This window comes from Streptomyces sp. NBC_00887, assembly GCF_045207585.1.
This window is the reverse complement of record NZ_CP108788.1, coordinates 5,301,693-5,325,458: the sequence shown is the minus strand read 5'-3', so window position 1 is coordinate 5,325,458 and position 23,766 is coordinate 5,301,693. Positions and strand designations below refer to the sequence as shown.

Genomic DNA, 23,766 nt, shown 5'->3' with positions numbered 1-23,766 from the left:
ACCGCCATGGTGTTCCGCAGCGAGTACGCAGATGTTCCGGCCCTCGACACACCCATCCACGAAGCGGTCCTGGGCGAGGCCGCCGCTTTCGGCGACACCGTCGCCCTGATCGACGGTACGAACGGCCTCTCCGTCACCTACGGCCAGCTCGACACGTTCCACCGCCGCATCGCCGCCCACCTCGCCGGAGCGGGACTCCGCAAGGGCGACGTCCTCGCCCTGCACAGCCCCAACACGATCGCCTACCCCCCGGTGTTCTACGGGGCGACGCGCGCCGGGGCCTCCGTCACCACCGTGCACCCGCTGGCCACGGCCGAGGAGTTCGCCAAGCAGCTGAAGGACTCCGCAGCCCGGTGGATCGTCACCGTGTCCATGTTCCTCGACGTGGCCCGCCGGGCGGCCGAACTCGCGGGCGGCATCCAGGAGATCTTCGTCTGCGACCAGGCCGAGGGACACACCTCCGTACTGGACATGCTGGGCTCCACCGCCCCGGAACCCGAGATCGCGTTCGACCCCGCCGAGGACATCGCGGCCCTCCCGTACTCCTCCGGGACCACCGGCACCCCCAAGGGCGTCATGCTCACCCACCGCTCCATCGGCACCAACCTGGAGCAGTTGCGCCCCTTCATCCCCATGGGCCCCGGCGACAGCATCCTGGCCGTCCTCCCGTTCTTCCATATCTACGGTCTGACCGCCCTGATGAACGCCCCGCTGCGCTGCGGGGCCACGGTCGTCGTCCTGCCCCGCTTCGACCTCGACCAGTTCCTCGGCGCCATCCAGGAGCACCGCATCAGCGGGCTGTACGTGGCGCCGCCCATCGTCCTTGCACTCGCCAAGCACCCGGCCGTCGGCAACTACGACCTGTCCTCGCTGCGGTACATCGTCAGCGCCGCCGCCCCCCTGGACGCCGAACTCGCCGCCGCGTGCTCGGCCCGACTCGGCCTGCCGCCCGTACGCCAGGCCTACGGAATGACGGAACTCTCGCCCGGCACCCACGTCGTGCCGCTGGACGCCGAGAACCCGCCGCCCGGCGCCGTCGGGAAGCTGCTGCCCAATACCGAGATGCGGATCGTGTCGATCGAGGACCCCGGCAAGGACGTCGGTACCGGCACCGACGGCGAGATCCTCATCCGCGGCCCCCAGGTGATGAAGGGCTACCTCGGACGCCCTGAAGCCACCGCCGAGATGATCGACGCGGACGGCTGGGTCCACACCGGGGACATCGGCCGTGTCGACGCGGACGGCTGGCTGCACGTCGTCGACCGGGTGAAGGAACTGATCAAGTACAAGGGCTACCAGGTCGCGCCCGCCGACCTGGAAGCCCTGCTCCTGACCCACGAGTCCGTCGCGGACGCCGCCGTCATCGGGGTGTACGACGCCGAGGGCAACGAGGTCCCCAAGGCCTACGTCGTACGCCAGCCGGCCGCCCCGGACCTCACCGCCGACGACGTCATGGCGTACGTCGCCGGGCACGTCGCCCCGTACAAGAAGGTCCGGCGGGTGGAATTCATCGAGGCCGTACCCCGCGCGGCCTCCGGCAAGATCCTCCGACGGGAACTGCGCGACAGGGAGAAGCAGCGATGACCCTTGCGGAACGTGCCCACGAGCGGGGCATCACCACCCTCACGCTCGACTCCCCGGCCAACCGCAACGCCCTGAGCGCAGGGCTCGTGTCCGAACTGGCCGGGGCACTCGACGACTGCGCGGCGGACGACACCGTACGGGCGGTGATCCTCACCCACACCGGCAACACGTTCTGCGCGGGCGCCGACCTCACCGCACCGGCCGACCCGCACGCCTTCGTCGCCCTCATGCGGCGCATCGTCACCCTGCCCAAACCGGTCGTCGCCCGGGTCACCGGGCACGTCAGGGCCGGCGGGCTCGGGCTGCTCGGCGCCTGCGACATCTCCGTCGCGGGCCCCGACTCCTCCTTCGCGCTCACCGAATCCCGCCTCGGCCTCGCCCCGGCCGTCATCTCCCTGCCCCTGCTGCCCCGCCTGGACCCCCGCGCGGCATCCCGCTACTACCTGACCGGGGAACGCTTCGACGCGGCGGAAGCCGCGCGGATCGGTCTCGTGAGCCTCGCCGCCGAGGATGTGGACAAGGAGCTCGTACCGGTACTGGACGGACTGCGCAGGGCGTCCCCCCAGGGGCTGGCCGCCTCGAAGGAGCTGGCCACGGCTACTGTGCGGAGGAGTTTCGACCAGCACGCAGAAGACCTCATCGCCCGCTCGGCGGCCCTGTTCGCCTCCGCCGAGGCACGGGAGGGGATGACGGCCTTCCTCGAACGACGGGACCCCACATGGGTGTGGTAACGCCCCCGAACCCGAAATCCCCCAAGCAGGACAGGAGCCGGGCCACCCGCCAACGGCTCCTGGAAGCGGCGGTCGCCTGCCTCGCCGAACACGGCTGGGCAGGGTCCACCGTCTCCGTCGTCGCCGAACGCGCCGGGGTGTCGCGCGGCGCCGCCCAGCACCACTTCCCCACCCGCGAGGACCTGTTCACCGGCGCCGTCGAGTACGTCGCCGAGGAACGCTCGGCCGCCCTGCGCGCCCTGCCCGTCCAGGGCCGCCCGGCGGTGCTCGCCGCCGTCGTCGACCTCTACACGGGGCCGCTCTTCCGCGCCGCGCTGCAGCTCTGGGTCGCCGCGTCCAACGAGGAGCAGCTCCGCCCCCGTGTCACCGAACTCGAGGCCCGCGTCGGTCGCGAGACCCACCGCATCGCGGTCGAGCTCCTCGGAGCCGACGAGAGCCGCCCCGGAGTCCGCGAAACGGTCCAGGGCCTCCTCGACATGGCCCGCGGGCTGGGCCTCGCCAACCTCCTCACCGACGACACGGCCCGCCGCCGCAGGGTCGTGGACCAGTGGGCCGGCCTGCTGGACGAGGCGCTGGGGCGGTCACGCGCCGCCGGCGACCCGCGAGCCGAGGAAGTCCAGTAGCGACGCGTTGAACAGTCCGGGCTGCTCGGCCCCCGGCAGGTGGCCGGCCCCGTCGATGACGGTCAGCGTGGCGTGGGGGACGAGGCGGTGGATGTCCTCGGCGCTGCTGACCGGGGTGTAGACGTCGTCCGCGCCCACCACGATCAGGACCGGCACCTCGACGGCGCCGAGACTGTCGCGGTAGTCGGGGCGTTCGGCCCGCCCCCGGAGAGCGGCAGCGGCGCCCTCCGGGTCGGTGGCCCGCATCATGCCCAGGACGTGTGCGGCCACGTCAGGCAGGGCGGTGACGTTGTACGCGGCGAGCATCTTGTCGATCACTTCGGCCGCGTACCCGTCCATGCCCTCGGCCGACAGCCGGTCGGCCAGGCGGTTGCGGAACTCCTTGCCCTCCTCGGTCTCGGCGGGCGCGGACGTGTCGGACAGCACCAGGGCCAGCGTCCGTCGGGGGTGGCGGAGCTGGAACTCCATGGCGATCTGGCCGCCCATGGACACCCCGCCGATGACCGCACGTTCCACGCCCAGGTGGTCCAGGAGGGCGGCGATGTCGTCCGCGAAGCCCGAGAGGAAGACCTTGCCGGGGGTGACGCTGCTTTCGCCGTAACCGCGCAGATCCGGGGCGATCACCCGGTATCCGGCCGCCGTCAGCGCCTCGACGGACGGTGCCCACAGGGTGCGGTTGAACGGATGGCCGTGAACGAGGACGACCGGCAGGCCGTCCGACGGCCCCTCGTCATCGTAGTGCAATGTGGCGTCGTTCAGCGCTACGTGGCTCATACCGGCCACCTTAGCGTCGTGATCAGCGGTGGGTCCGTCGAGCAACTGTCATGGCGCGTGCGGCGGTTGAGGGGCCCTCCCGGTGCGGAGGGCCCCGACGGCGTGCCGGTGCCGGTCAGTTCCCCAGGTCCGCGAGCTGCTCGTACCCCGGGATCTCCCGCGGATTGCGCGTGCCGGGACCGACGTACGTCGCCGAGGGGCGCACCAGCCGGCCCGTCCGCTTCTGCTCCAGGATGTGCGCCGACCAGCCCGCCGTACGGGCGCAGCTGAACATCGACGTGAACATGTGCGCCGGGACCTCCGCGAAGTCCAGCACGATCGCCGCCCAGAACTCGACGTTCGTCGCCAGCACCCGGTCCGGGCGCCTGGCGTGCAGCTCCTCCAGGGCGGCCTTCTCCAGCGCCTCCGCCACCTCGAAGCGCGGCGCCGCCAGCTCCCGTGCCGTACGCCGCAGGACGCGGGCCCGCGGGTCCTCGGCGCGGTAGACGCGGTGTCCGAAGCCCATCAGCCGTTCGCCCTTGTCCAGGGCCTTCCTCACGTACGCCGTGGCGTCGCCGGTCCGCTCGATCTCCTCGATCATGCCGAGGACCCGGGACGGGGCACCACCGTGCAGCGGACCCGACATCGCGCCCACCGCACCCGACAGCGCGGCCGACACGTCCGCGCCGGTCGACGCGATGACACGGGCGGTGAACGTCGAGGCGTTCATGCCGTGCTCGGCCGCCGAGGTCCAGTAGGCGTCGACCGCCTTCACGTGCTTGGGGTCCGGCTCACCGCGCCAGCGGATCATGAACCGTTCCACCACGGACTGCGCCTTGTCGATCTCGCTCTGCGGAACCATCGGCAGCCCCTGGCCGCGCGCCGACTGGGCCACGTACGACAGGGCCATCACGGCGGCCCGCGCCAGGTCGTTGCGCGCGGTCTCCTCGTCGATGTCGAGCAGCGGCTTGAGCCCCCACACGGGCGCCAGCATGGCGAGCGCGGACTGCACGTCGACACGGATGTCGCCGGAGTGCACGGGGATCGGGAACGGTTCGGCGGGCGGCAGGCCGGGGTTGAACGCCCCGTCGACCAGCAGACCCCAGACGTTGCCGAACGACACATGGCCGACGAGGTCCTCGATGTCGACGCCGCGGTAGCGGAGCGAACCGCCTTCCTTGTCGGGCTCGGCGATCTCCGTCTCGAACGCGACGACTCCTTCAAGTCCGGGTACGAAGTCGGACATCGGGCGGCTCCCTCGGCTCGGCGGCTGTCTGCAGGCCACGGAGGCCCGCTCTCGATACTGGCGGGTACCCACGTTGCGGGGAAGGGTGACATCCGGCACAGCCTCCGGCCGGTCCGGTGGGCGGTCGCCCCCTCCCGGCCGGGCACACCCGCCCGCTGGTGCAGGATGGCCCCGTGCCCACAGCTGATGCCACTCCGTCTTCCGCTTCCGCCTCCTCTCGCGCCTCTGCCTCCGATTGCACCACCGATCCGGCCGCGATGCGCGAGCAGTACCGTTCCGAGGACTTCACCGAGAAGGACCTCGCCGCCGATCCGATGGACCAGTTCGCCCGGTGGTTCCGCCAGGTCGCCGGGGGCGGTGCACTCCACGAGCCGAACGCGATGGTGGTCTCCACGGCCACGCCCGAGGGGCGGCCGTCCTCCCGCACGGTGCTGCTGAAGCACTACGACGACCGCGGTTTCGTCTTCTTCACCCATTACGGCTCCCGCAAGGGCAGGGAGCTGACCGCGAACCACTACGTCTCGCTGCTCTTCCCCTGGCACCCACTCGCCCGCCAGGTCATCGTCACCGGCACCGCGGTCCGCGTCGGCCGCGAGGAGACGGTCGGCTACTTCCGCACCCGCCCGCACGGCTCCCAGCTCGGCGCCTGGGCGAGCGAGCAGTCCACGGTGATCGGCTCCCGTGAGGAGCTGGTGAGGCGCTACGAGGAGCTGGCCGCCCGCTACCCGGAGGGCGAGAAGGTCCCGGCACCCCCGCAGTGGGGCGGCTTCCGCGTCGTACCGGACACCATCGAGTTCTGGCAGGGGCGCGAGAACCGGCTGCACGACCGGCTGCGGTACGTACGCGAGGGCGAGGACTGGACCGTGGAGCGGCTCTGCCCGTAGGATCCGGGGCCCACCCGGGTCCGTACACGCAGAAACCCGCAGGCTCTGGTCCCTCCTTGCGGAGGAGCCGGCCGGACTTACCGGCGAGCCTGCGGGTCGGTGACTGCTTGGGTTTCGGCAGACAGCCTGCCGAGGTGCACTGTGTGCGACGACGGGCTGTCAGCCCGCAGCCACCTCACGAATCCGATAAGACTGCACTTTTCGGATCACCTCCTTTCGACGTGTGACCACAGCCTAGGAACCCCTCCCGGGAGACACAAGCCATTTATCGGGGATCGGATGGCCGCCGGATTTCGCGGAAGTGGCTGTGCGGTGGCTCACGTTCGAGTTCAATGGTCTGACGTGCGGCAATGCGGAACGCGTCCTGCGGGGGGTACGGAGTGAGTGCTTCCAGGAGCAGTGGAACCACCGACGCGCTCGGACCCGACGAGGACCCCGAGCCGGACCCCGGGCGTGAGCCCCGCACAGGTGCGATCCCCGGGTCCCAGCTGCTCGCTGCACTGCTCGACGGGATGGACGCCGCGCTCTGCGCGTTCGACGCGCACGGCACGGTCACCCACTGGAACCGTGAGGCCGAGCGCATCCTCGGCTGGTCCGCCGGGGAAGCCGTGGGACGGAGCGGATTCGCCGGATGGGCGGTGCGCAGCGCGGACGCGGGGGACGTGCAGGGGCGGCTGATGTCCGCCATGGACGCCCCCGGGCGGCAGGTGCACGAGTTCGCGCTGCTGCGCAAGGACGGCGGGCGGGTGCTCGTACGGACGCAGTCCTCCGGGGTGCGCGGCGACGGCGGGAAGCCGGCCGGGGTGTACTGCGCGTTCAGCGAGGTGCACGCGCAGATCGATCTGGAGCGGTCCATCGCGCTGAGCGAGGCGTTGTTCGAGGACGCGTCCTGGGGTGTCGTCCTCGTCGATGTCGATCTGCGGCCGACCGTCGTCAACTCCTACGCCGCGCGGGCGCTGGGAGGCGGACGTACGGCGCTGCTGGGACGTCCGCTGGGCGAGCTGGTCGTCCAGGGGGTGGAGGACCTGGAGGGCGCGCTGCAGCACGTGCTCGCCGAAGGGGCGCCGCCCGCGCCCGCGGAGCTGTGGGTGACGCTCAGGACGGCCGAGGGCGACCGGCGGCGCTGCTGGCGCAGCGGGTTCCTGCGCCTCGCGTCGCCCCTCGCCGAGGAACCGGTCCCGCTGGGGGTCGGCTGGCTGTTCCGGGACGTGACGGCGGCGAAGCTCGCGGAGCAGGAGGCGGACCGGGTGCGCTTCCGGTCGAACCAGCTGCACCGGGCGGCCCGCCAGGCGGCCGAGTGCGAGGACCCCATGGAGGCGGCGACCTCCTCGCTGGACTACGCCCTGGCCGGGTTCGCCGACCACGTGGTGGTCGATCTCCTGGCGGGGGAGCGGCTGGTGCGGGCCGCGGCGACGCCGGCCGACGCGCCGGGGCCGTGCCTGCCGGTGTCGGGCGGCTCGATCCCGGTGCGGTACGGGCCGGGGCACCCTGCCCTGCAGGCGGTGGAGCGTACGGGCTCGGTACGGGTCGGCGCGCGGGCCGGGGCGGGCGAGGAGTGGGCGGTGGAGCGGCAGTGGCCGCGTGACTCGGTGCACGCGCTGTGCGCGGTGCTGCGGAGCCGGGGGCGGACGCTCGGGGTGGTGACGTTCCTGCGCTCGGGTAGCCGCAGCGCGTTCGAACGCCCGGACGCGATGTACGCGGAGAGCGTGGCGGTCCGGGTCGCCTCGGCGGTGGACCTCGCCCACCTGACCGCCGGCCCGGACGGCGCGGGTCATGCCGGCCCGTCCGGCGTCTGAGCACGGAACCGTGCACCGCGGTCCGGGGTGCCGCTCCGTGCCGCTTGGCCCGAGGTGCCGCTCGGTGCGAGGTGCCGCTCAATCCGAGGTGCGCTCGGTGCGAGGCGCCCCTCAGTGCCGGTAGAAGATCCGGTCCCCGTACTCCCGCATCACGCGCCCGTTCCACTCGTGCCCGCCGTCCACGTTCCCCGACCGCAGAAGCGGCGGCTCGATCCCCCGGGCGACCAGCTCCTCCGCGGCGGTGGCCATCATCGCCTGCATCAGCGCACTGGTGACGACCGTCGACGCGGGCGCGAACGGCGCCTCGATCCCGTCCGTCGTCAGTTCCGCGTCGCCGATCGAGATCTTGCTGTCGAGCACGATGTCGCAGTGGTCCCGCAGGAATCCCCCCGAGGTGTGCCGCGACCGGGTGCCCGTCGCGTACGCGACCGAAGTGACGCCGATGACCGTCAGCCCGAGCGCCCGGGCGTTCTGCGCCATCTCCACGGGCAGGGCGTTGCGCCCGGACAGGGAGATGATCACGAGGAGGTCGCCTGACGTCGCGGGGCTGGAGTCGAGCACGGCACCCGCGAGACCGTCCACACGCTCCAGCGCGGAGCCGAGCGTGGCCGGCATGACGTCGACGCCGACGGTGCCGGGGACGGCCAGCAGGTTCATCAGGGCGAATCCGCCCGCCCGGTAGACGACGTCCTGCGCGGCGAGGGAGGAGTGCCCCGCTCCGAAGGCGAAGAGCCGACCGCCCGCTGCGACCGTGTCGGCGATCGCGGCACCGGCAGCCGCGATGGCGGCGGACTCCTCGTCGCGCACCCGCGCCAACAGGCCGATCGCTGCGTCGAAGAACTGACCGGCGAGCTTGTCGTCGCTCATCGAGGAGGCCTTTCCTACGGGTTGGGTGTCCGTGCCGCGGATCACGTTGCGGTCTGGACCAGTGGGCTGTCAATACCGCTCCGGTGCACCGGCTGTCGCCGCGGCGACACGGTTGTCGGTCCTATGCGTCAGAATTGGTGCAGGGCCATCGCACGACGACTTCAGGTCACAGCATCGAGGGGCACGTATGTCCGGACTGATCGATACGACGGAGATGTATCTCCGCACCATCCTCGAGCTCGAAGAGGAAGGCGTGGTCCCGATGCGCGCCCGGATCGCGGAGCGGCTGGACCAGAGCGGTCCGACGGTCAGCCAGACGGTGGCGCGCATGGAGCGGGACGGGCTCGTCCAGGTCGCGGGCGACCGCCACCTGGAACTGACCGACGAGGGGCGCCGACTCGCGACGCGCGTGATGCGCAAGCACCGGCTCGCCGAGTGCCTGCTCGTCGACGTGATCGGCCTGGAGTGGGAGCAGGTCCACGCCGAGGCCTGTCGCTGGGAGCACGTGATGAGCGAGGCCGTGGAGCGCCGGGTGCTGGAGCTGCTGCGGCACCCGACGGAGTCTCCGTACGGGAATCCGATCCCGGGCCTGGAGGAGCTGGGCGAGCAGGCGGAGGCCGATCCGTTCCTGGACGAGGGCATGGTGAGCCTGTCCGAGCTCGACCCGGGCACGGAGGGCAAGACCGTGGTGGTGCGCCGGATCGGTGAGCCGATCCAGACGGACGCCCAGCTGATGTACACGCTGCGACGGGCGGGCGTGCAACCCGGCTCGGTGGTCAGCGTGACGGAGTCGCCCGGCGGTGTGCTGGTCGGTTCCAGTGGTGAGGCGGCGGAGCTGGACTCCGAGGTCGCCTCGCACGTCTTCGTCGCCAAGCGCTAAAGGCCTGGCCAAGGCTTCGCCGGGGCCTCGTCGAGGCCTCGGCGGGCAGGGTCGCTGCGGCCTTGCGATTGCAGTCGCGGATGCAGATGCACGTGCAGAAGTGGACCACTAAAGCCCGCTTTCTGTTTTCCGTCCGGAATCGCAGCGCCCGGGCGAATCGCGTGCCAGGCTGTGGCCAGGCATATGACCTGAGGGTGTCGGCAGAGCCCCTGCCGCGCGGTCGGGGAGGGAGCAGGGAATGCGCCCGTCGTACTGGCATGTGCACCGGGAGGTGGCTGCCGCGCTCCCGGACGCCCTGACGGCCGGACGGCACGGGTGGCGTGCCCCGATGGCTCCGAGTGAGCGCGGACCGATCTGTTCCGGAACAGCGGAAGGCCCCGGCGCCCGAGGGCGCCGGGGCCGGTCCTCCCCTGCGCTGACCTGGAGCCCCGAGCTCTCAAGGTCAGTCCCCACGGACCCCCGTCCCCGAGCGGTCCGCTTCCCGCAGAGGGTCTCCCCGCAGCGGCAGGCGTCAATCCTGGAGGGCTGTCACTCGAACGTGGGGTGTTACGAGTCGGAACCCGATTTTCGAATAAAGGTTCGATAGTCTGGCGGAGGCGACCACACGGTGATCGAGGACCAGAAGGGGGTGCCAGAACCTATGGTGCGGCGCATTGATGTGACCGGAACCGACGGCGTACGCCTTGCCGCCTGGGATTTCGCCGATCCGCCCAAAGGGGGTGCGGAGGCCGAGCGCGCCCCCGGGATCTTATTGCTCCACGGCCTGATGGGACGCGCCACGCACTGGGCCTCCACAGCCCGCTGGCTCTCCGAGAGGCACCGGCCCGTCGGCCTCGACCAGCGCGGGCACGGCCGCAGTGAGAAGCCGGCCGAGGGCCCGTACACCCGTGACGCGTACGTCGCCGACGCCGAGGCGGCGATCGAACAGCTGGGTCTCGGGCCCGTCACCCTCATCGGACATTCCATGGGCGCCCTCACCGCGTGGCAGCTCGCGGCCAAGCGCCCCGATCTGGTCAAGGCCCTGATCATCTGCGACATGCGGGCCTCCGCACTCGGAGCCGCCTCGCAACGGGAATGGGAGGACTGGTTCGACGCGTGGCCGGTCCCCTTCGCGACCCTCGCCGACGTGCGGAAGTGGTTCGGCGAGGACGATCCCTGGGTGGAGCGGCCCAACCCGTCCCGCGGTGAGTTCTTCGCCGAGGTGATGGCCGAGCGGTCCGACGGCTGGCGCCCCGTCTTCTCCCGCCGCCAGATGCTCCGGTCCCGGGCGACCTGGGTCTACGACGCCCACTGGGAGGAGCTGGCGCAGGTCCAGTGCCCCGCCCTGGTGCTGCGCGGCCTGGACGGCGAGCTCGGCCGGGCCGAGGCCCAGGAAATGGTCCGCGTCCTGCCGCGCGGGCAGTACGCGGAGGTGGCCGATGCCGGCCACCTCGTCCACTACGACCAGCCGGAGGGCTGGCGCACGGCGGTGGAGCCGTTCCTGGAGCAGCTCGCCGAGGACTTCCGGGACGACAGGGAGCACGTCAGCCCCTGACGGCCGACCGCTCCGGCGGGCCCGGCCCCTCAGCCCTTGCTGACCGCGGTCAGGATCTCCGGGAGCCGGTCCGCCGCACGGGGCGCGGCCAGCCGTACCCCCAGCCACCCGATGAACGCGCCGTACACCGTGCCCACCGGCAGCACCAGCCACAGCCAGTCCCGCAGCCCGGCCGTGTGCAGCCAGATCGTCAGCCCGATCACGGGACCGCAGAGCAGACCGGCCGTCACCATCCCGCCGAGGATGGAGATCCAGGCCAGCCCTCCCTGGCCCGGCGCCACGTTCTTGAACGCACCGTCCTGCGGGATCGAGTACGGGAACAGCACCGAGGCCATGGCACCCGTCGCCAGCATCCCGCCCAGCAGGGCGAACGACAGCCCCAGCCCCGCCGGCAGCGTCGCCCAGTCCCCGAGCACCGCCGCGTTCACGACGGTCACCAGAGCCGTGTACGGCAGGGTGATCAGCAGCAGCGCCAGCGCCCGCGCCCGCAGTTCGAGGTAGGCGTCCCGGGTCGAGGAGATCGTCTGCGCCACCATCCAGAAGGCGGAGGTGTCCTGCCCGAACTGGTTGTACATCTGCATGCCGAGCATGCCCGCCGCGAACGACGCGAGGTACACCGAGCCGGTCCCCTGGACCGCGTTGAGCACCGGCACGATCAGGCCGATCGCCAATGCCGTCACCCAGGTCGCCTTCGTCTTCGGGTCCCGCGCGATGTACCGCAGACTCCGCTCCATCACCGTCCCCGTACGCCCCTCGGGAAGCAGTGCGAGGAGTCCGGAGCGGCCGGCTCCGGACCGCTTGGAGGCCGGCTCGGCGGCGGCGATCGTGGAACCGTCCGGTGAGGTCATCAGCTTCACCAGGCTCCGCTGCCACAGCCACCCCAGCGCACCCAGGGCGAGCACGGAGAGCAGCAGCTGCGCGACAGCCGTCCCGTACGCCCCCTCGGACGCGGACCCCACCGCGCCGAGTGCCGAGGCCGGCGGCAGCCAGCGCACCACGTCCGCGAGCGGTTCGAGCGAGGACAGCCCGCCGGCCCGGCCCAGGCGCTGCGCACCGAAGTTGACGAACTGGATGCCCACCCCGATCACCAGCCCGCTGAGCACCGCGAGATCGCGACCCTTGCGGGAGGTCAGCAACCGGATGTTCGCCGTGGCGACGGACCGGGCCAGCGCCACGCAGACCAACAGCATCAGCGGTACGGCGACGACCGCCGTCACCACGGCGGCGGCGCCCCGGGCCACGGCGATCACCGAGCCGAGGGCCAGGGCGAGCGTGAAGAGCGGCCCGATTCCGATCAGCGAGGCCATGAGCAGCGCCCCGATCAGCGGGCGGGGCCGCAGCGGAAGCATGACCAGCCGGCTCGGGTCGAGGGTCTCGTCACCGCTCGGGAAGAACAGCGGCATCACCGCCCAGCCGAGCGCCACCACCGCGGTCATCAGCACCACGAGGGTCGTCGCCTGGGCGTGGCCGCGCAGCGCGACCAGTCCGATCACCTGGCCCACGGCGAGCAGCACGGTGACGACGAGGGACGCGACAAAGGCGGCCCGCCGCCCGGACGACTGGCGCAGGCCGTTGCGCAGCAGCGTCAGCTTGAGCCGCACGAAGACGGGTACGAGGCCGTGGCCCCCGACGGCCGGGACGGTGGACCCAACGGGTGCGTCGAGCACGGTCATCGGGTACCGCCCAGCCAGTCCAGGGACTCCCCGGTGTCCCGGCTGCCCGCGCCGACCAGTTCGAGGAACGCGTCCTGCAGCGAGGGCGCGTCGCCGCGCACCTCGGCCAGCGTGCCGTGGGCCCGGATCCGGCCCGCAGCCATGACGGCCACCCAGTCGCAGAGCGACTCGACGAGCTCCATCACATGGCTGGAGAAGACGACGGTCGCGCCGGAGCGCGTGTAGCGCTCCAGCACCCCGCGGATGGTCTGCGCCGACACCGGGTCGACGCCCTCGAACGGCTCGTCGAGGAAGAGGACTTCGGGGTTGTGCAGCAGCGCGGCCGCCAGCCCGATCTTCTTGCGCATCCCGGTCGAGTAGTCCACGACCAGCTTGTGCTGGGCGCCCGCCAGATCGAGCACGTCGAGCAGCTGGGTGGCCCGCTTGTCGACCTCGACGCCCGGCAGGCCGCGCAACCGCCCGGTGTACGCGAGGAGTTCGCGCCCCGAGAGCCGCTCGAAGAGCCGCAGCCCCTCCGGGAGCACCCCGATCCTGGCCTTCACCGCGACCGGGTCCCGCCAGACGTCGTGCCCGCCGACCTCGATCCTCCCCATGTCCGGCCTGAGCAGCCCGGTCACCATCGAGAGCGTCGTGGTCTTGCCTGCGCCGTTGGGGCCCACCAGGCCGACGAACTTGCCTGCGGGCAGCTCCAGATCGATCCCGGCGACCGCGATCTGTTCGCCGAACCGCTTCCACAGCCCCTGCACCCGCACAGCGGGCGCACTCACCAACGCGTCAGAGATGTCCACGTTGTCCGTTACGGTTCCGCTGTCCGCGTCCGCCTGCTCCGGCATGGCACTGCCTTTCGGTATCCCCGCTCGTGGGGACACCCTACGAAAGGCGCGTCCGGGCGTCGGCGGCCTCCCGTGCACAGGCGTAGGCGAGGGGGCTGATGAGCTCCGACGCGTCGGGCAGCCACCGGTTGGTGTGGGTCGGGCGGCGGGCCCACTGCACGGCACCGCGCCCGCCGACACGGGTCGGCGGCCCGGCCACGTAATGGCCCTCGCCCCGGCCCACGAGGTCGATCGCCGCGGCGTCCCAGCCCAGGTGACCCACGAGATCGGGCGCCTTGGCGGCGGCGCCGGGCAGCACGAAGAACAGCATGCGCCGGTCGGGGGTACAGGTCACCGGGCCGAGCGTGACGTCCATCCGCTCCATCCGGGCCAGGGCCAGGAAACCGGCGGACTCCGGGACGTCGAGTGCGTCGAAGGCGCGCCCCGTCGGCAGGAGCACCGAGGACTTCGGGTGCTCGGACCACATCCGGCGTGCGGCCGCGGCGCTGCCGGTGGCCTGCCCGGCCCAGTCGGGCCGGGTGGGATGGGCTCCGGGGGAGGGGCAGGCGGCGTCGCCGCACGAGCAGCGTTCCATTCCCTCCACCGCTTCGAGCCAGGTGCCGGGAAACACGTCCCAATGCCGCTCCTCCGCATACCGTGCTGCGGCGTCGAGCAGCTGTTCACCTCGCTGTTGGGGCACCTGTGCGGCTTCCGTCACTCCGATGGGCTCTTCCACGAAGAACACAACTACCGCCGCCACCTGGGGTTACGGGCGTGGCGCGGTGGGACACGGCAGATCGATCCTGCATATGGGGCGCACGGAGGCATGGACGGGGGCGCGCGTGAGGCAGTGCACCGATGTGCGGGTAACCACTGCAGGACTGTGGCAACTCGCAACTGCTCATACCCAATGCAGATGAATATGCGCATTTCTTGTGTATGTGCCGGGCAGTGATCCCTTCATTGATCACTGCGGTCTCAGGGGGAAAAATGGCAGCCAGGCCTCTCGTCGCCCGTCAGCCGAACGAACGGCTCCAGACGCTCATCCAGGAAGCCGCCTGTTCCAACGCGGGCCTCGCACGCCGCGTCAACATGGTCGGGACGGAGCGCGGACTCGACCTCCGCTACGACAAGACCTCCGTGGCCCGGTGGCTGCGCGGGCAGCAACCGCGTGGCAGGGCTCCGGGAATCATCGCCGAGGCGCTCGGCCGCAAGCTGGGCCGTACGGTCACGATCGACGAGATCGGCATGGCCAACGGCAAGAACCTGGCCTCCGGTGTCGGCCTGCAGTTCGCGCCCACCGTGCTCGGTGCGATCGAGCAGGTCTGCGAGCTGTGGCGCAGCGACGTGGGGCGCCGCGACATGCTGTCCGGGTCGGCCGTGGCCGCCTCTGCGCTGGTCGAGCCCAGCCGCGACTGGCTGATCACGGGCGCCGACCCCCAGGTGGCGCGGACGGCGGGGGCCCGGGTGGGCATGCCGGACGTGGCGGCGGTCCGGGCGATGACGGCCGCGCTCGTCGACCTGGACCACCGCTTCGGCAGCGGACATGTGCGGCCCGTCCTCGTGCACTACCTCAACAGCGTGGTGTCGGGGCTCCTTTCGGGGGCGTACCGCGAGTCCGTCGGCCGGGAGCTGTTCGGGGCGGCCGCCCGGCTCACCGAACTCGCCGGGTACATGGCGGTCGACACCGGCCAGCCGGGGCTTGCCCAGCGGTACTACATCCAGGCGCTGCGCCTCGCCCAGGCCGCGGGCGACCGGGCGTACGGCGGCTATGTGCTGGCCGCGTCGATGAGTCATCTCGCGGCCCAGCTCGGCAATCCGCGCGAGATCGCGCAGCTGGCACGGGCGGCGCAGGAGGGGGCGCGGGGCCGGGTGACGCCGCGCGCGGAGGCGATGTTCCACGCGGCGGAGGCCCGGGGGCACGCGCTGATGGGGGACGCCCGTACCTGCCAGGTGGTGGCGGGGCGGGCGTTGACGGCGCTGGAGCAGGCGGACCCCGGCACCGGCGACGACCCGTCCTGGATCGTCCACTTCGACGCCGCCTACCTCGCCGACGAGTTGGCGCACTGCCACCGCGACCTCGGGCAGGCGGAGCCGGCCGCCCGCAGGGCGAAGGAGGCTCTCGCGGCCCTCCCCGCGTCCCGTACCCGCCGCCGGGGGATCGGGCTGGTGCTGCTGGCCACCGCGCAGGTGCAGCAGCGGGAGGTGGAGCAGGCGTGCCACACGGGGTTGCGGGCGATGGAGCTGCTGGGCACCGTGCGCTCCAGCCGGGGTGCTGAATATCTCGATGACCTCAAGCAGCGGCTTCTGCCGTACGGGGAGACGCCCGCGGTCCGGGAGTTCGGCGCCCGGATGGAGCTTCAGGCCGCCTGAGCTGCCGATTCTTCGAGTCGGCCATGAACAGCGCCGGAGGCGGGCTGCGTGTTACCGGCTGTGTGAAGGGGTGGTGAGCGCTCCTGGGCGCTTGGCACGGGGTGGCAGCCACCCGATAGCGTGAGCCGACGATTCCATAGGTTCACACGTAGGAGTCCCGGTGACGCAGAGCGGACAGGGTGACGAACGGCAGCTCCCTGCTGTACGGCCCGCGCACGAAGGTGTCGTGCTGCCCGCAGAGGGCGGTGCCCCCTGGACCGCGGGAGGGCCCGCAGGAGGCCCGGCGGCCGACCGGGTCGCCCCCGCGGGCGGGCAGCCGTGGGGCCAGCCCTGGGGGCCGCAGGACGCGCACCAGGACGGCCAGGTCCCGGGGCAGCTCCCGCCGGAGCAGCACCAGCCGGGCGCGTACGCACCGCAGCACGGGCAGTACCAGGCCCAGCAGCAGCCGTACGCCGCCCCGCAGGACCCGTACGCGCACCGGCAGGACCCGTACCGGCAGGACCCGTACCAGCAGGACCCGTACCAGCAGCCGTACGCCCAGCCCCTGCCGCCGGAGGCCGTACCCGGAATGGGAGCGGGCGGGGACGCGGACGCCACGCAGTACATCGCGCCCGTCCCCGGGGGACCCGGTCCCGGCGGTCTGCCGCCCGAGCGTCCCGCCGAGTCCACCCAGTACCTGGGACAGACGTCCCAGCCCGCCCAGGCGGGCGACGCGGACGCGACCCAGTACATACCGCCGGTTCCCGGCGGAGCGCCGTACGGCATACGGCCCGGGGTTCCGGGCGACCGGCAGCCGCCCGCGGAGTTCGACAGCCTGTTCCGCAGCGAGGAGCCCGCGGGCGCCACGCAGCAGATGCCCCGCTTCGACGCCGGGCAGCAGCCGCGTCACCAGCAGCCCGGCCGGCCCTACCAGGGCGCGCACGGGCAGCCGCAGCCGCCGCAGGCCCAGCAGGCCTTCCAGCCGGGCGTGCAGGGCCCGCCGGAGCCGCCGGAGCCGCCGGAGCACCAGGGGCGCGGAGGGCAGGGCGGGCGGTCCTCGCACATCAAGCTGATCGCCGCAGTCGTCGTCGGCTGTGCCGTCATCGGGCTCGGTGCGGGTGCGCTGATGAGCGGCGGCGACGAGGGCGGCAAGGACGACAAACAGCCGTTGGCCGCGCAGAGTTCACCCGCCGCCGGGGACCCGACCGCGAAGGCGGCCGACCCGGCGGAGCCGCAGGCCCAGGCGCTGGACAAGCTGCTCGCCGACAGCAACAACAGCCGTGCGGCGGTGATCGGCGCGGTGGAGAAGATCAAGAGCTGCCGGGCACTGGACCAGGCGGCCGCCGATCTCAGGGGCGCCGCGGCGCAGCGCCGCGATCTGGTGACCCGGCTCGAGGGGCTCTCCGTCGACCAGCTGCCGGGCAACGCGGAGCTGAAGTCCTCGCTGACGAAGGCCTGGCAGGCGTCCGCGGAGGCCGATGACCACTACGCCGCGTGGGCCGGCCAGGCGAAGAACAAGAAGGTCTGCAAGGGCGGCAAGGCCAGGCCCACCGATGAGACGGCCAAGGCCAACGCGTCCAGCGGTGAGGCCACCCTCGCGAAGCGCGAGGCCTCCGGGCTGTGGAACTCCATCGCCCGGAAGTACGGCCTGACCGAGCGCGCGCCCACCCAGCTCTGACGGGCGGTACCTCTGCCCTCGGCTCCTCGGCCGGGGGCCCGCAGGCCGTGTGTCAGAACCTCCGGCGCGCATCCATCAGGGTCTCCGTGACGTCCACGAAGCCCTTCTTCTGCGCGACCAGGCGCCCCTCACGTACCACCTGGAACGTCACCTGCCTGTTGACGATGCGCGGATACCCGGGCGAGCCGATCGTGTCCGCCCAGCGCCAGCGCAGGACCGGTGTCAGACCGCCGGTGTCCACTTCGGCGCCCCGGTTGAGGGCGACCGCGAGGCTGCTCGCCGTGATCTCCGGCCGGTCCATCGCCTCGATGACCTTCCTGAGCGCGGTGTACGCGATCCACGTCGTCTGCACACCGGTGTCCTCGGGGTCGATCCGGTTGTCGCCGAAGGCGTACTTCTCGATCACTCCCCGCATCTCGTCCCAGCGGCCGTCGCCCGAGTCCGGGTACCAGCCGGTGACGTACGCGCCCTCGAAGGGGCTGTTCCGGCCGCCCGTACGGTCGATGAGCGGCTGCCCGATGCTGCCGAGCACGGAGGAGATGCGGACCTCGCTGTCCTCCGGCTCGAGGCGGCGGAACGAGTCGAAGAACGTCTCCGTGCGCTCGCCCAGCACCGCGGTCACACAGCCGTCGCCCGCCTGCTGGAGGGCCTTGGACGCCTGCGAGTCGTACGAGGTGGCCCCCTCGGGAGCCCTGATGTCGTAGGACGCGGCCCGGTCGGCCCTGGTGAGGCTCGAGTCGACGAGCGAGGGCATGCCGTCACCGACCAGCGAGTCGGGCCGTACGAGCGACACCTTGTCGCACGTGGCCGCCAACTGCTGCCCGTTGCCCGCGAGCAGGGCCGACTGGCCGCCGTTGACCGGGTAGGAGAGATAGCTGACGAACTCGTCGGCCGAGGCACCGTAACCGCCGATGTACGGGATCCCGGCGGCCTCCAGGGGAGCCAGGAAGGACCGGCCGTACCTGCTGTACGAGCCGACGACCGCGGCCGCGTTCTCGTCGACCGCTCGGCGGGCGCACTTCGCCGCGCCTCGCGAGGTGTCTTCCTCGTTGCAGGTGATCACCCGCAGCTCGTGCCCGTCTATGCCGCCCTGCTCGTTGATCCAGCGGCCGTAGGTCCTCGCCATGGCCGGCATGCCCGCCATGTTCACCGAGTCGGCCCCGGTCGCGTCGGGCGCCCAGGTCATGACGGTGACGGGATCCCTGGAGCCCCCCGAGACTCCAGGGATCACACCGCAGCCGGATATCAGCAGCGCCCCTGCCGCCGCCGTACAGGTGAGGGTTTTGTAGGGGCGGGGGGAGGTGAGGCGTCGCCATCCGGTCATGGGCATGAACTTTTCCGCGCCCGGGGTAACGCCGCAGTGTGCTCCGTTCAACGCTCGGTGACGTAACGGTGAATTGCAGGGGGCGGTGTGCACACAACCGAAGGGAACGTACGATCGACAACCGTGCAGCAAGGTTCGGAGAACACTTCCCGTCGCGGCCGTCGCTCCTCCACCATGGGCGACATGCCGCTCAACGACATGCCGTGGTGGCGCTGGCGCAGCAATGTGCGCTCGGCGCTGCACATGCTTTCCGACCCCGTCTTCCACCACGAGTGCTGGCTGGCCGGCCGGGAGGGGTACGGCGACGTCACCGACGCCGTGTACCGCCTGGTCGAGGACACCTGGCTGGACAACTGGTCCGCCGAGAAGTACATCGGGACGATCTTCCGCGACTCGGCCGAGGCCGCCCTCGTGGACGTCGCAGCGCTACGGGTGCTGCGCATCATGCACCAGGTCGGCGCGGACGCTCCCGTCTCCGTCTACCTGGAGCACCAGGGCTGGCCCGACGCCGTCGCGGCCGCTCGCGAAGCCCATGTGATGCTCGCCACGAACGACGCCGAGGACCCGGACATTCCGCCGCGTTCCCTGGACGTGCTCCGCATCATGACCAGAGCGGCCTGACCCGCGAATGGTGTGGCACCCTACGGGAATGACCGCGCCGCAGCCTGCCGAACCCGTCCCCGCCGCTGCCTCGGACGCCTTTGCCGAGCAGTACGTCCTCACGCTCTCGTGCCCCGACAAACAGGGCATCGTGCACGCCGTGTCGAGCTATCTCTTCATGACCGGCTGCAACATCGAGGACAGCCAGCAGTTCGGTGACCACGACACCGGTCTCTTCTTCATGCGGGTCCACTTCTCCGCGGACGTCACGGTGAACGTGGACAAGCTGCGGGCCAGCTTCGCCGCTATCGGCGACTCGTTCCGGATGGACTGGCAGATACACCGCTCCTCCGACCGCATGCGGGTCGTGCTGATGGTCAGCAAGTTCGGGCACTGCCTCAACGACCTGCTCTTCCGGTCCGGTATCGGGGCGCTTCCCGTCGAGATCGTGGCCGTCGTCTCCAACCACACGGACTTCGCCGAGCTCGTCGCCTCGTACGGCATCCCGTTCCGGCACATCCCCGTGTCCAGGGAGAACAAGGCGGACGCCGAGGCGCAGCTCCTCGAGCTCGTACGCGGTGAGAACGTCGAGCTGGTCGTCCTGGCCCGCTACATGCAGGTGCTCTCCGACGACCTCTGCAAGCAGCTGAGCGGCCGGATCATCAACATCCACCACTCCTTCCTGCCGAGCTTCAAGGGCGCGAAGCCGTACCACCAGGCCCATGCGCGCGGTGTGAAGCTGATCGGTGCGACGGCTCACTACGTGACGGCCGACCTCGACGAGGGGCCGATCATCGAGCAGGAGGTGGAGCGCGTGGGGCACGGTGTCACGCCGGACGAGCTCGTCGCCGTCGGGCGCGATGTGGAGTGCCAGGCGCTGGCACGCGCGGTCAAGTGGCACGCCGAACGGCGCATCCTGCTCAACGGCCGCCGTACGGTGGTCTTCGCTTAGGGCCTCTCGTCTGGATCATGCCCCGGTTTCACAGCCGGCTGAGGGACGCCGCAGCGAACAGGACGTCGCGGATCGCCTCGCGGTCGCCCTCCTGTCCTGCCGCTGCCTCCACCGGCGGGACATGTCCGGCGACCAGCCGGCAGAACTCCACGCCGTCGAGCGCGACCTGCGCGACCGTGTGGTCGGGGGAGCCGACGGCGGCAGGGGAGTCCAGCGCGATGTACCAGTTGCCACCGCCCCGGCCCTCGACCTCCAGGTGGAGGGACCGGCCCGGCGATCCTGCCGTGACCAGCTGCCGGGCGGGCGCGGCCAGCCCGGCGCGGCGGCGGCCCGCGAGGGTGGCGGGCAGCAGCCGGGCCGCCAGGTCGATCATCCGGTGGAGATGGGCGGCGGCGGGCGGCTCGTACGGGTAGTCCACCGCGTCCGCGATGTCGCCACCGTGTACCCAGCACTCGAAGGCCCGCTCCAGGAGCGAGTCCTGCAGCGGAAGGGCGAAGTCCCCGTACGGAACGGACTGCTCCGCGACACCGCGGCCGGCGAAGGACACCGTACGGATGAGGGTGTGGCTCTGGTCGCGCCAGGGTTCCCGGACGGCCCGTGTGGGAGGCCTGAAAGCGGCTGACCAATATGTTTCTGTGCGCTCGGTCGGCGACAGGGGCTTCACACCGGTTCCGAGCGGGTCGTCGAGCCCGAGAGCCGTGGAGACCAGACCGTCCACGGCCATCAGATGGGCGATCACCCCGGCGACCGTCGTCTTGCGGTTGACCTGACGCTCACCCTCGAACCACTTCAGCCGGACCGGCGCATGCCACTCGGAGTCGCCGATGTCCCGGAGCAGGGCGTCGAGCCTGGCGGTCTCCGAGTCGTAGGGAGCGGCCCAGGCAGGGACCGCGATCTTCGCCGGGCGACGGCCCAGACAGCCCTCCAGGACCCTCGCCCGGAGCATCGGGTCCAGGTCCAGACTCACGTCGCTGTGCAGGAGCCCCACGGCGTCGCGCAGCCGCAGCGCCTCCTCCGCGCAGGGGGCGCACGCGGTGAGGTGGTCCTCGACCGCCGCGGTCTCCTCGGCCGAACAGGCGGCCAGGGCCCAGGCGCCGAGAAGGGACTTGAGCACCTTGTGGGAGAGGACCGGGGGAGCGGGCTCAGGGGTCATCGAGGTGAGGCCCTCGCTGTCGTCCGCGGCGGCCCGTGGTCCGGGTATGCGCCGCGCGCCCGGGTTCTCCCCGTCCCGGCCGTTCCCGCCGCCGTCCCCGGTCACAGCGCCCGCCCGTATCCGGGCGGCGAGAAGCCTTCCAGCGGGCGGGTGTTCGCGGTGGAGAGCAGCTGCAGCCCCAGGCGCAGCCGGCGCCGGGCCTCGTCCCCGGTGACACCGAGGTCGGCCGCGGTCTGGCGGTAGTCCCGGCGCTGGATGTACGCGAGCTCCAGCGCGGCGCGCAACGACGCGGGCATCGACGCGACGATGTAGTCGGCGCGGGCCGCGGCCGTGGCCCTGCGCACCCGCTGCTCCAGCTCGTCCGCGGACAGGGTGCCGTCCTCGCCGTCGGAACCGGTCCCGTCGTCGTCGACGTCGTGCGCCCTGCGCAGCCACTGCACGGAACGGTTGCGGGTCAGGCGCGTCACCCAGGACCTCATCGAGCCCTGTTTGGGGTCGTACGCGTCGGGGTTCTCCCAGACGTAGCCGAACACCTCGCGGGTCACCACGTCCGCGGCGTCCTCGTCGTCGAGCATCCGGTGGGCCTGGCTGTGGATGAGCGCCGCGAACCGGTCGTAGAGCTCGCCGAGAGCCGCCGCCTCGCCGCGCGCCAGCCGCTGTTGCATCCGGCGGTCCCAGCGGGGTGGTGCGTCCTTCGCCATCGAGCCCCCAGCCCTGTGCCCCTCGTCACGTCGAATGTAGTGGGCGCCGTCGGCCGCGCACGCACCTTTCCGCCAAGTACGTCCCTCGAGTGGCGCCGGATGATGGGGAATACGTCACGCGTTGCCGTTTCCCGGCAGGGTAAACGGACTTCAAGTGATCACTTCTGGATGAAACCCGCACCGGCCCCGTGAGCAGGCCGGTGTTTCACGGGCGTGGTACGGGGGCAGCCGCGAGGAGGAACGGAAACTTCCGCATCCTCGGGATCCCCAGGAACGAGAGGTCCAGTCGCGTGACGCTGAAGGTGGACGAGACCGAGCAGGGCGAGTGGACCGTGCTGCGGATCCGGGGCGAACTCGATCTGGTGACCTCACCCGTCGTACGCCAGTCCGTCCACGGGGCGGTGGCCGAGGGGCAGCACGACGTGGTCCTCGACCTCTCGGGCGTCCTCTTCTGCGACTCCAGCGGTGTCGGCGTGCTGATCGCCTCCCGCCGCCTGATGAAGTCCTGCGGCGGCCGGCTGCGGCTCATCCTCCCTGCCAGGGGCGCCGAGGACGGCTCGCACGTCAACAAGGTGCTCGGCGCTCTGGGGGTGCGCCGCCTCTTCGAGGTCTACCCCGACGCCGAGGCCGCCACGGACGAGGAATCCCGGCCCCTCACGGCGTGACCTTTCGAGTTAAGACCAGGTTGTAACACCGGCTGGGGGCTTTAGTGACACGTGACGCCGTTCGGCGTCGTACGCTCCCCGCATGGACAGCGCAGAGTACGAGCGCAAGATCGCGCACCGCTTCGCCGCCTTTGACCAGGACGGCAACGGCTACATCGATCGCGCCGATTTCAACGCCGCGGCATCCCGTCTGCTCACCGAATTCGGTACGACGGCACGTTGCGACAAGGGGCAGGCCCTCTATACGGGCGCCGAGGCCTTCTGGCAGGGCATGGCGGGCATCGCCGATGTGGACGGGGACCAGCGTGTCACCCGTGAGGAGTTCGTGGGCGGGGCCGTGAAGCGGCTGCGTGACAACCCCGAGCGCTTCGCGGAGATCGCCCGCCCGTTCCTGCGCGCGGCGATCGCCGTCGCCGACGGCGTGGAGTCCACCGGCTCGGCGTCCGCCCCCGTGGCGGCCGTGGAGCGGGCCCTGCGGGTCCTCGGTGCGGAGGACGCGGTCGCGGGCGTCGCGGCCCGGAGCCTGGACGCCGACGGGGACGGCCGGATCGCCGAATCGGACGCGGTCGCCGCGCTGTCGGCGTACTTCACCGTGATCGAGCCGGACGCGTAGGACCTCGCTCAACACGCCCAACGGCACAAGCAGTTCGCGCCGGTCCCGCCGCAACGACCGCGGGGGGCCGGCCGGGGGTCCCGGGCTGGTGGGGGGACGGAGCGGGAGTGTGCGGGCGGCGGGCGCGGTGTGACGCAGCGCAGCCGATACCGGGTTGTGTCCTGGTCCGACTCGTCACCGGGCGGAGTCGGCAACCCGGCTCGGGTACGCTCCGTTGGATGCGAGTGGTTTTGGAACCAAGGGATCCGGATGTGGCCTGTGCGGCTGCTCCGGGCCGGGGGCGGTGCCCTGCTCGTGACCCACGGAGATGTGCCGGGCCTGCCGGGGAGTCAGCTCCCGCGGCGC

At 71.6% G+C, this 23,766-nt stretch carries 22 protein-coding genes; 13 read left to right on the top strand and 9 right to left on the bottom strand.

Translation table 11 applies throughout. The annotated features are described in order from the left end of the window. Positions 1-6 precede the first annotated feature (6 nt). From OG844_RS24250 to OG844_RS24240, 3 genes are read left to right on the top strand one after another with little or no spacing between them, the layout of a single operon-like run. Positions 7-1,584 carry a 4-coumarate--CoA ligase family protein gene (locus tag OG844_RS24250; protein WP_406393021.1) on the top strand — a complete coding sequence of 526 codons (1,578 nt, stop codon included), beginning with the start codon at positions 7-9 and terminating at the stop codon, positions 1,582-1,584. Next, a complete protein-coding gene (locus OG844_RS24245; RefSeq protein ID WP_406393019.1) occupies positions 1,581-2,315 on the top strand; it encodes an enoyl-CoA hydratase family protein in 735 nt (244 codons plus the stop codon). Before OG844_RS24250 ends, OG844_RS24245 begins: the two co-directional genes overlap by 4 nt. Then, the gene (locus tag OG844_RS24240; protein ID WP_406393018.1) at positions 2,303-2,938 is read left to right on the top strand and encodes a TetR/AcrR family transcriptional regulator; all 636 of its coding nucleotides are present in this window, start codon (positions 2,303-2,305) and stop codon (positions 2,936-2,938) included. The genes OG844_RS24245 and OG844_RS24240 overlap by 13 nt, the downstream gene beginning before the upstream one ends. On the opposite strand, the gene OG844_RS24235 is transcribed toward OG844_RS24240, so the two are convergent. Both OG844_RS24235 and OG844_RS24230 read right to left on the bottom strand, forming a co-directional pair. Then, on the bottom strand, positions 2,897-3,712 hold the full coding sequence (locus tag OG844_RS24235; protein WP_406393017.1) for an alpha/beta fold hydrolase: 816 nt from the start codon (positions 3,710-3,712) through the stop codon (positions 2,897-2,899). The genes OG844_RS24240 and OG844_RS24235 overlap by 42 nt on opposite strands. Before the next feature lie 115 nt (positions 3,713-3,827). Next, positions 3,828-4,937, bottom strand: coding sequence for a citrate synthase 2 (locus OG844_RS24230; protein ID WP_406393015.1), 1,110 nt, complete (start codon positions 4,935-4,937; stop codon positions 3,828-3,830). A gap of 257 nt (positions 4,938-5,194) precedes the next feature. Here OG844_RS24230 and pdxH point away from each other — a divergent pair, with 257 nt between their 5' ends. Together pdxH and OG844_RS24220 are read left to right on the top strand one after the other, a co-directional pair. Beyond that, the gene (gene pdxH / locus OG844_RS24225) at positions 5,195-5,821 is read left to right on the top strand and encodes a pyridoxamine 5'-phosphate oxidase (RefSeq protein ID WP_406393013.1); all 627 of its coding nucleotides are present in this window, start codon (positions 5,195-5,197) and stop codon (positions 5,819-5,821) included. A 380-nt stretch (positions 5,822-6,201) separates the two neighbouring features. Beyond that, positions 6,202-7,617 (top strand): PAS domain-containing protein, encoded by a 1,416-nt coding sequence (locus OG844_RS24220; protein WP_406393012.1) that lies wholly within the window; start codon positions 6,202-6,204, stop codon positions 7,615-7,617. Positions 7,618-7,728: 111 nt separating this feature from the next. Here OG844_RS24220 and OG844_RS24215 read toward each other — a convergent pair whose 3' ends face one another. Beyond that, positions 7,729-8,484: an SIS domain-containing protein gene (locus OG844_RS24215; protein WP_406393010.1), complete on the bottom strand. Its 756-nt coding sequence runs from the start codon at positions 8,482-8,484 to the stop codon at positions 7,729-7,731. A gap of 187 nt (positions 8,485-8,671) precedes the next feature. Between OG844_RS24215 and OG844_RS24210 the strand changes: the two genes are divergently transcribed. Together OG844_RS24210 and OG844_RS24205 are read left to right on the top strand one after the other, a co-directional pair. Beyond that, positions 8,672-9,364, top strand: coding sequence for a metal-dependent transcriptional regulator (locus OG844_RS24210; protein WP_406393008.1), 693 nt, complete (start codon positions 8,672-8,674; stop codon positions 9,362-9,364). A gap of 640 nt (positions 9,365-10,004) precedes the next feature. Continuing rightward, complete coding sequence (locus OG844_RS24205; protein ID WP_406393007.1) at positions 10,005-10,898, top strand: alpha/beta fold hydrolase; 894 nt, start codon at positions 10,005-10,007, stop codon at positions 10,896-10,898. Positions 10,899-10,927: 29 nt separating this feature from the next. On the opposite strand, the gene OG844_RS24200 is transcribed toward OG844_RS24205, so the two are convergent. Genes OG844_RS24200 through OG844_RS24190 form a run of 3 tightly spaced genes read right to left on the bottom strand, consistent with a single transcriptional unit; the run spans position 10,928 to position 14,128 of the window. Next, the gene (locus tag OG844_RS24200) at positions 10,928-12,571 is read right to left on the bottom strand and encodes a transporter (protein WP_406393005.1); all 1,644 of its coding nucleotides are present in this window, start codon (positions 12,569-12,571) and stop codon (positions 10,928-10,930) included. After that, a complete protein-coding gene (locus OG844_RS24195; RefSeq protein ID WP_406393003.1) occupies positions 12,568-13,404 on the bottom strand; it encodes an ABC transporter ATP-binding protein in 837 nt (278 codons plus the stop codon). The genes OG844_RS24200 and OG844_RS24195 overlap by 4 nt, the downstream gene beginning before the upstream one ends. 37 nt (positions 13,405-13,441) lie before the next feature. Continuing rightward, the gene (locus OG844_RS24190; protein WP_406393002.1) at positions 13,442-14,128 is read right to left on the bottom strand and encodes a bifunctional DNA primase/polymerase; all 687 of its coding nucleotides are present in this window, start codon (positions 14,126-14,128) and stop codon (positions 13,442-13,444) included. 245 nt (positions 14,129-14,373) lie between these two features. On the opposite strand from OG844_RS24190, the gene OG844_RS24185 reads away from it, so the two are divergent. Both OG844_RS24185 and OG844_RS24180 read left to right on the top strand, forming a co-directional pair. After that, positions 14,374-15,756: a transcriptional regulator gene (locus tag OG844_RS24185; RefSeq protein ID WP_406393000.1), complete on the top strand. Its 1,383-nt coding sequence runs from the start codon at positions 14,374-14,376 to the stop codon at positions 15,754-15,756. Positions 15,757-15,916: 160 nt separating this feature from the next. Next, positions 15,917-17,413 (top strand): hypothetical protein, encoded by a 1,497-nt coding sequence (locus OG844_RS24180; RefSeq protein WP_406392999.1) that lies wholly within the window; start codon positions 15,917-15,919, stop codon positions 17,411-17,413. A 52-nt stretch (positions 17,414-17,465) separates the two neighbouring features. On the opposite strand, the gene OG844_RS24175 is transcribed toward OG844_RS24180, so the two are convergent. Further along, entirely contained in the window at positions 17,466-18,737 is a 1,272-nt protein-coding gene (locus OG844_RS24175; protein WP_406392997.1) for an ABC transporter substrate-binding protein, read from the bottom strand. Between the two features lie 174 nt (positions 18,738-18,911). Between OG844_RS24175 and OG844_RS24170 the strand changes: the two genes are divergently transcribed. Beyond that, on the top strand, positions 18,912-19,358 hold the full coding sequence (locus OG844_RS24170) for an SCO4402 family protein (RefSeq protein ID WP_406396233.1): 447 nt from the start codon (positions 18,912-18,914) through the stop codon (positions 19,356-19,358). Positions 19,359-19,386: 28 nt separating this feature from the next. After that, positions 19,387-20,289, top strand: a complete 903-nt coding sequence (purU, locus tag OG844_RS24165; protein WP_406392995.1) for a formyltetrahydrofolate deformylase — start codon at positions 19,387-19,389, stop codon at positions 20,287-20,289. 28 nt (positions 20,290-20,317) lie between these two features. On the opposite strand, the gene OG844_RS24160 is transcribed toward purU, so the two are convergent. Next, a complete protein-coding gene (locus OG844_RS24160) occupies positions 20,318-21,547 on the bottom strand; it encodes a zf-HC2 domain-containing protein (protein WP_406392993.1) in 1,230 nt (409 codons plus the stop codon). Continuing rightward, positions 21,544-22,143 carry an RNA polymerase sigma factor gene (locus OG844_RS24155; protein WP_406392992.1) on the bottom strand — a complete coding sequence of 200 codons (600 nt, stop codon included), beginning with the start codon at positions 22,141-22,143 and terminating at the stop codon, positions 21,544-21,546. Before OG844_RS24155 ends, OG844_RS24160 begins: the two co-directional genes overlap by 4 nt. A gap of 290 nt (positions 22,144-22,433) precedes the next feature. On the opposite strand from OG844_RS24155, the gene OG844_RS24150 reads away from it, so the two are divergent. Together OG844_RS24150 and OG844_RS24145 are read left to right on the top strand one after the other, a co-directional pair. After that, the gene (locus OG844_RS24150; protein ID WP_329208474.1) at positions 22,434-22,808 is read left to right on the top strand and encodes an STAS domain-containing protein; all 375 of its coding nucleotides are present in this window, start codon (positions 22,434-22,436) and stop codon (positions 22,806-22,808) included. An 82-nt stretch (positions 22,809-22,890) separates the two neighbouring features. Then, positions 22,891-23,421: an EF-hand domain-containing protein gene (locus OG844_RS24145; protein ID WP_406392990.1), complete on the top strand. Its 531-nt coding sequence runs from the start codon at positions 22,891-22,893 to the stop codon at positions 23,419-23,421. Positions 23,422-23,766: the final 345 nt, after the last annotated feature.

What these genes read in the sequence shown, in the direction of transcription:
- OG844_RS24250 (WP_406393021.1), top strand. Translation starts at nt 7, where the DNA reads ATGGTGTTCCGCAGCGAGTACGCAGATGTTCCGGCCCTCGACACACCC.
- OG844_RS24245 (WP_406393019.1), top strand. Translation starts at nt 1,581, where the DNA reads ATGACCCTTGCGGAACGTGCCCACGAGCGGGGCATCACCACCCTCACG.
- OG844_RS24240 (WP_406393018.1), top strand. Translation starts at nt 2,303, where the DNA reads ATGGGTGTGGTAACGCCCCCGAACCCGAAATCCCCCAAGCAGGACAGG.
- OG844_RS24235 (WP_406393017.1), bottom strand. Translation starts at nt 3,712, where the DNA reads ATGAGCCACGTAGCGCTGAACGACGCCACATTGCACTACGATGACGAG.
- OG844_RS24230 (WP_406393015.1), bottom strand. Translation starts at nt 4,937, where the DNA reads ATGTCCGACTTCGTACCCGGACTTGAAGGAGTCGTCGCGTTCGAGACG.
- pdxH (WP_406393013.1), top strand. Translation starts at nt 5,195, where the DNA reads ATGCGCGAGCAGTACCGTTCCGAGGACTTCACCGAGAAGGACCTCGCC.
- OG844_RS24215 (WP_406393010.1), bottom strand. Translation starts at nt 8,484, where the DNA reads ATGAGCGACGACAAGCTCGCCGGTCAGTTCTTCGACGCAGCGATCGGC.
- OG844_RS24210 (WP_406393008.1), top strand. Translation starts at nt 8,672, where the DNA reads ATGTCCGGACTGATCGATACGACGGAGATGTATCTCCGCACCATCCTC.
- OG844_RS24205 (WP_406393007.1), top strand. Translation starts at nt 10,005, where the DNA reads ATGGTGCGGCGCATTGATGTGACCGGAACCGACGGCGTACGCCTTGCC.
- OG844_RS24200 (WP_406393005.1), bottom strand. Translation starts at nt 12,571, where the DNA reads ATGACCGTGCTCGACGCACCCGTTGGGTCCACCGTCCCGGCCGTCGGG.
- OG844_RS24195 (WP_406393003.1), bottom strand. Translation starts at nt 13,404, where the DNA reads ATGCCGGAGCAGGCGGACGCGGACAGCGGAACCGTAACGGACAACGTG.
- OG844_RS24185 (WP_406393000.1), top strand. Translation starts at nt 14,374, where the DNA reads ATGGCAGCCAGGCCTCTCGTCGCCCGTCAGCCGAACGAACGGCTCCAG.
- OG844_RS24175 (WP_406392997.1), bottom strand. Translation starts at nt 18,737, where the DNA reads ATGACCGGATGGCGACGCCTCACCTCCCCCCGCCCCTACAAAACCCTC.
- OG844_RS24170 (WP_406396233.1), top strand. Translation starts at nt 18,912, where the DNA reads ATGGGCGACATGCCGCTCAACGACATGCCGTGGTGGCGCTGGCGCAGC.
- purU (WP_406392995.1), top strand. Translation starts at nt 19,387, where the DNA reads ATGACCGCGCCGCAGCCTGCCGAACCCGTCCCCGCCGCTGCCTCGGAC.
- OG844_RS24155 (WP_406392992.1), bottom strand. Translation starts at nt 22,143, where the DNA reads ATGGCGAAGGACGCACCACCCCGCTGGGACCGCCGGATGCAACAGCGG.
- OG844_RS24145 (WP_406392990.1), top strand. Translation starts at nt 22,891, where the DNA reads ATGGACAGCGCAGAGTACGAGCGCAAGATCGCGCACCGCTTCGCCGCC.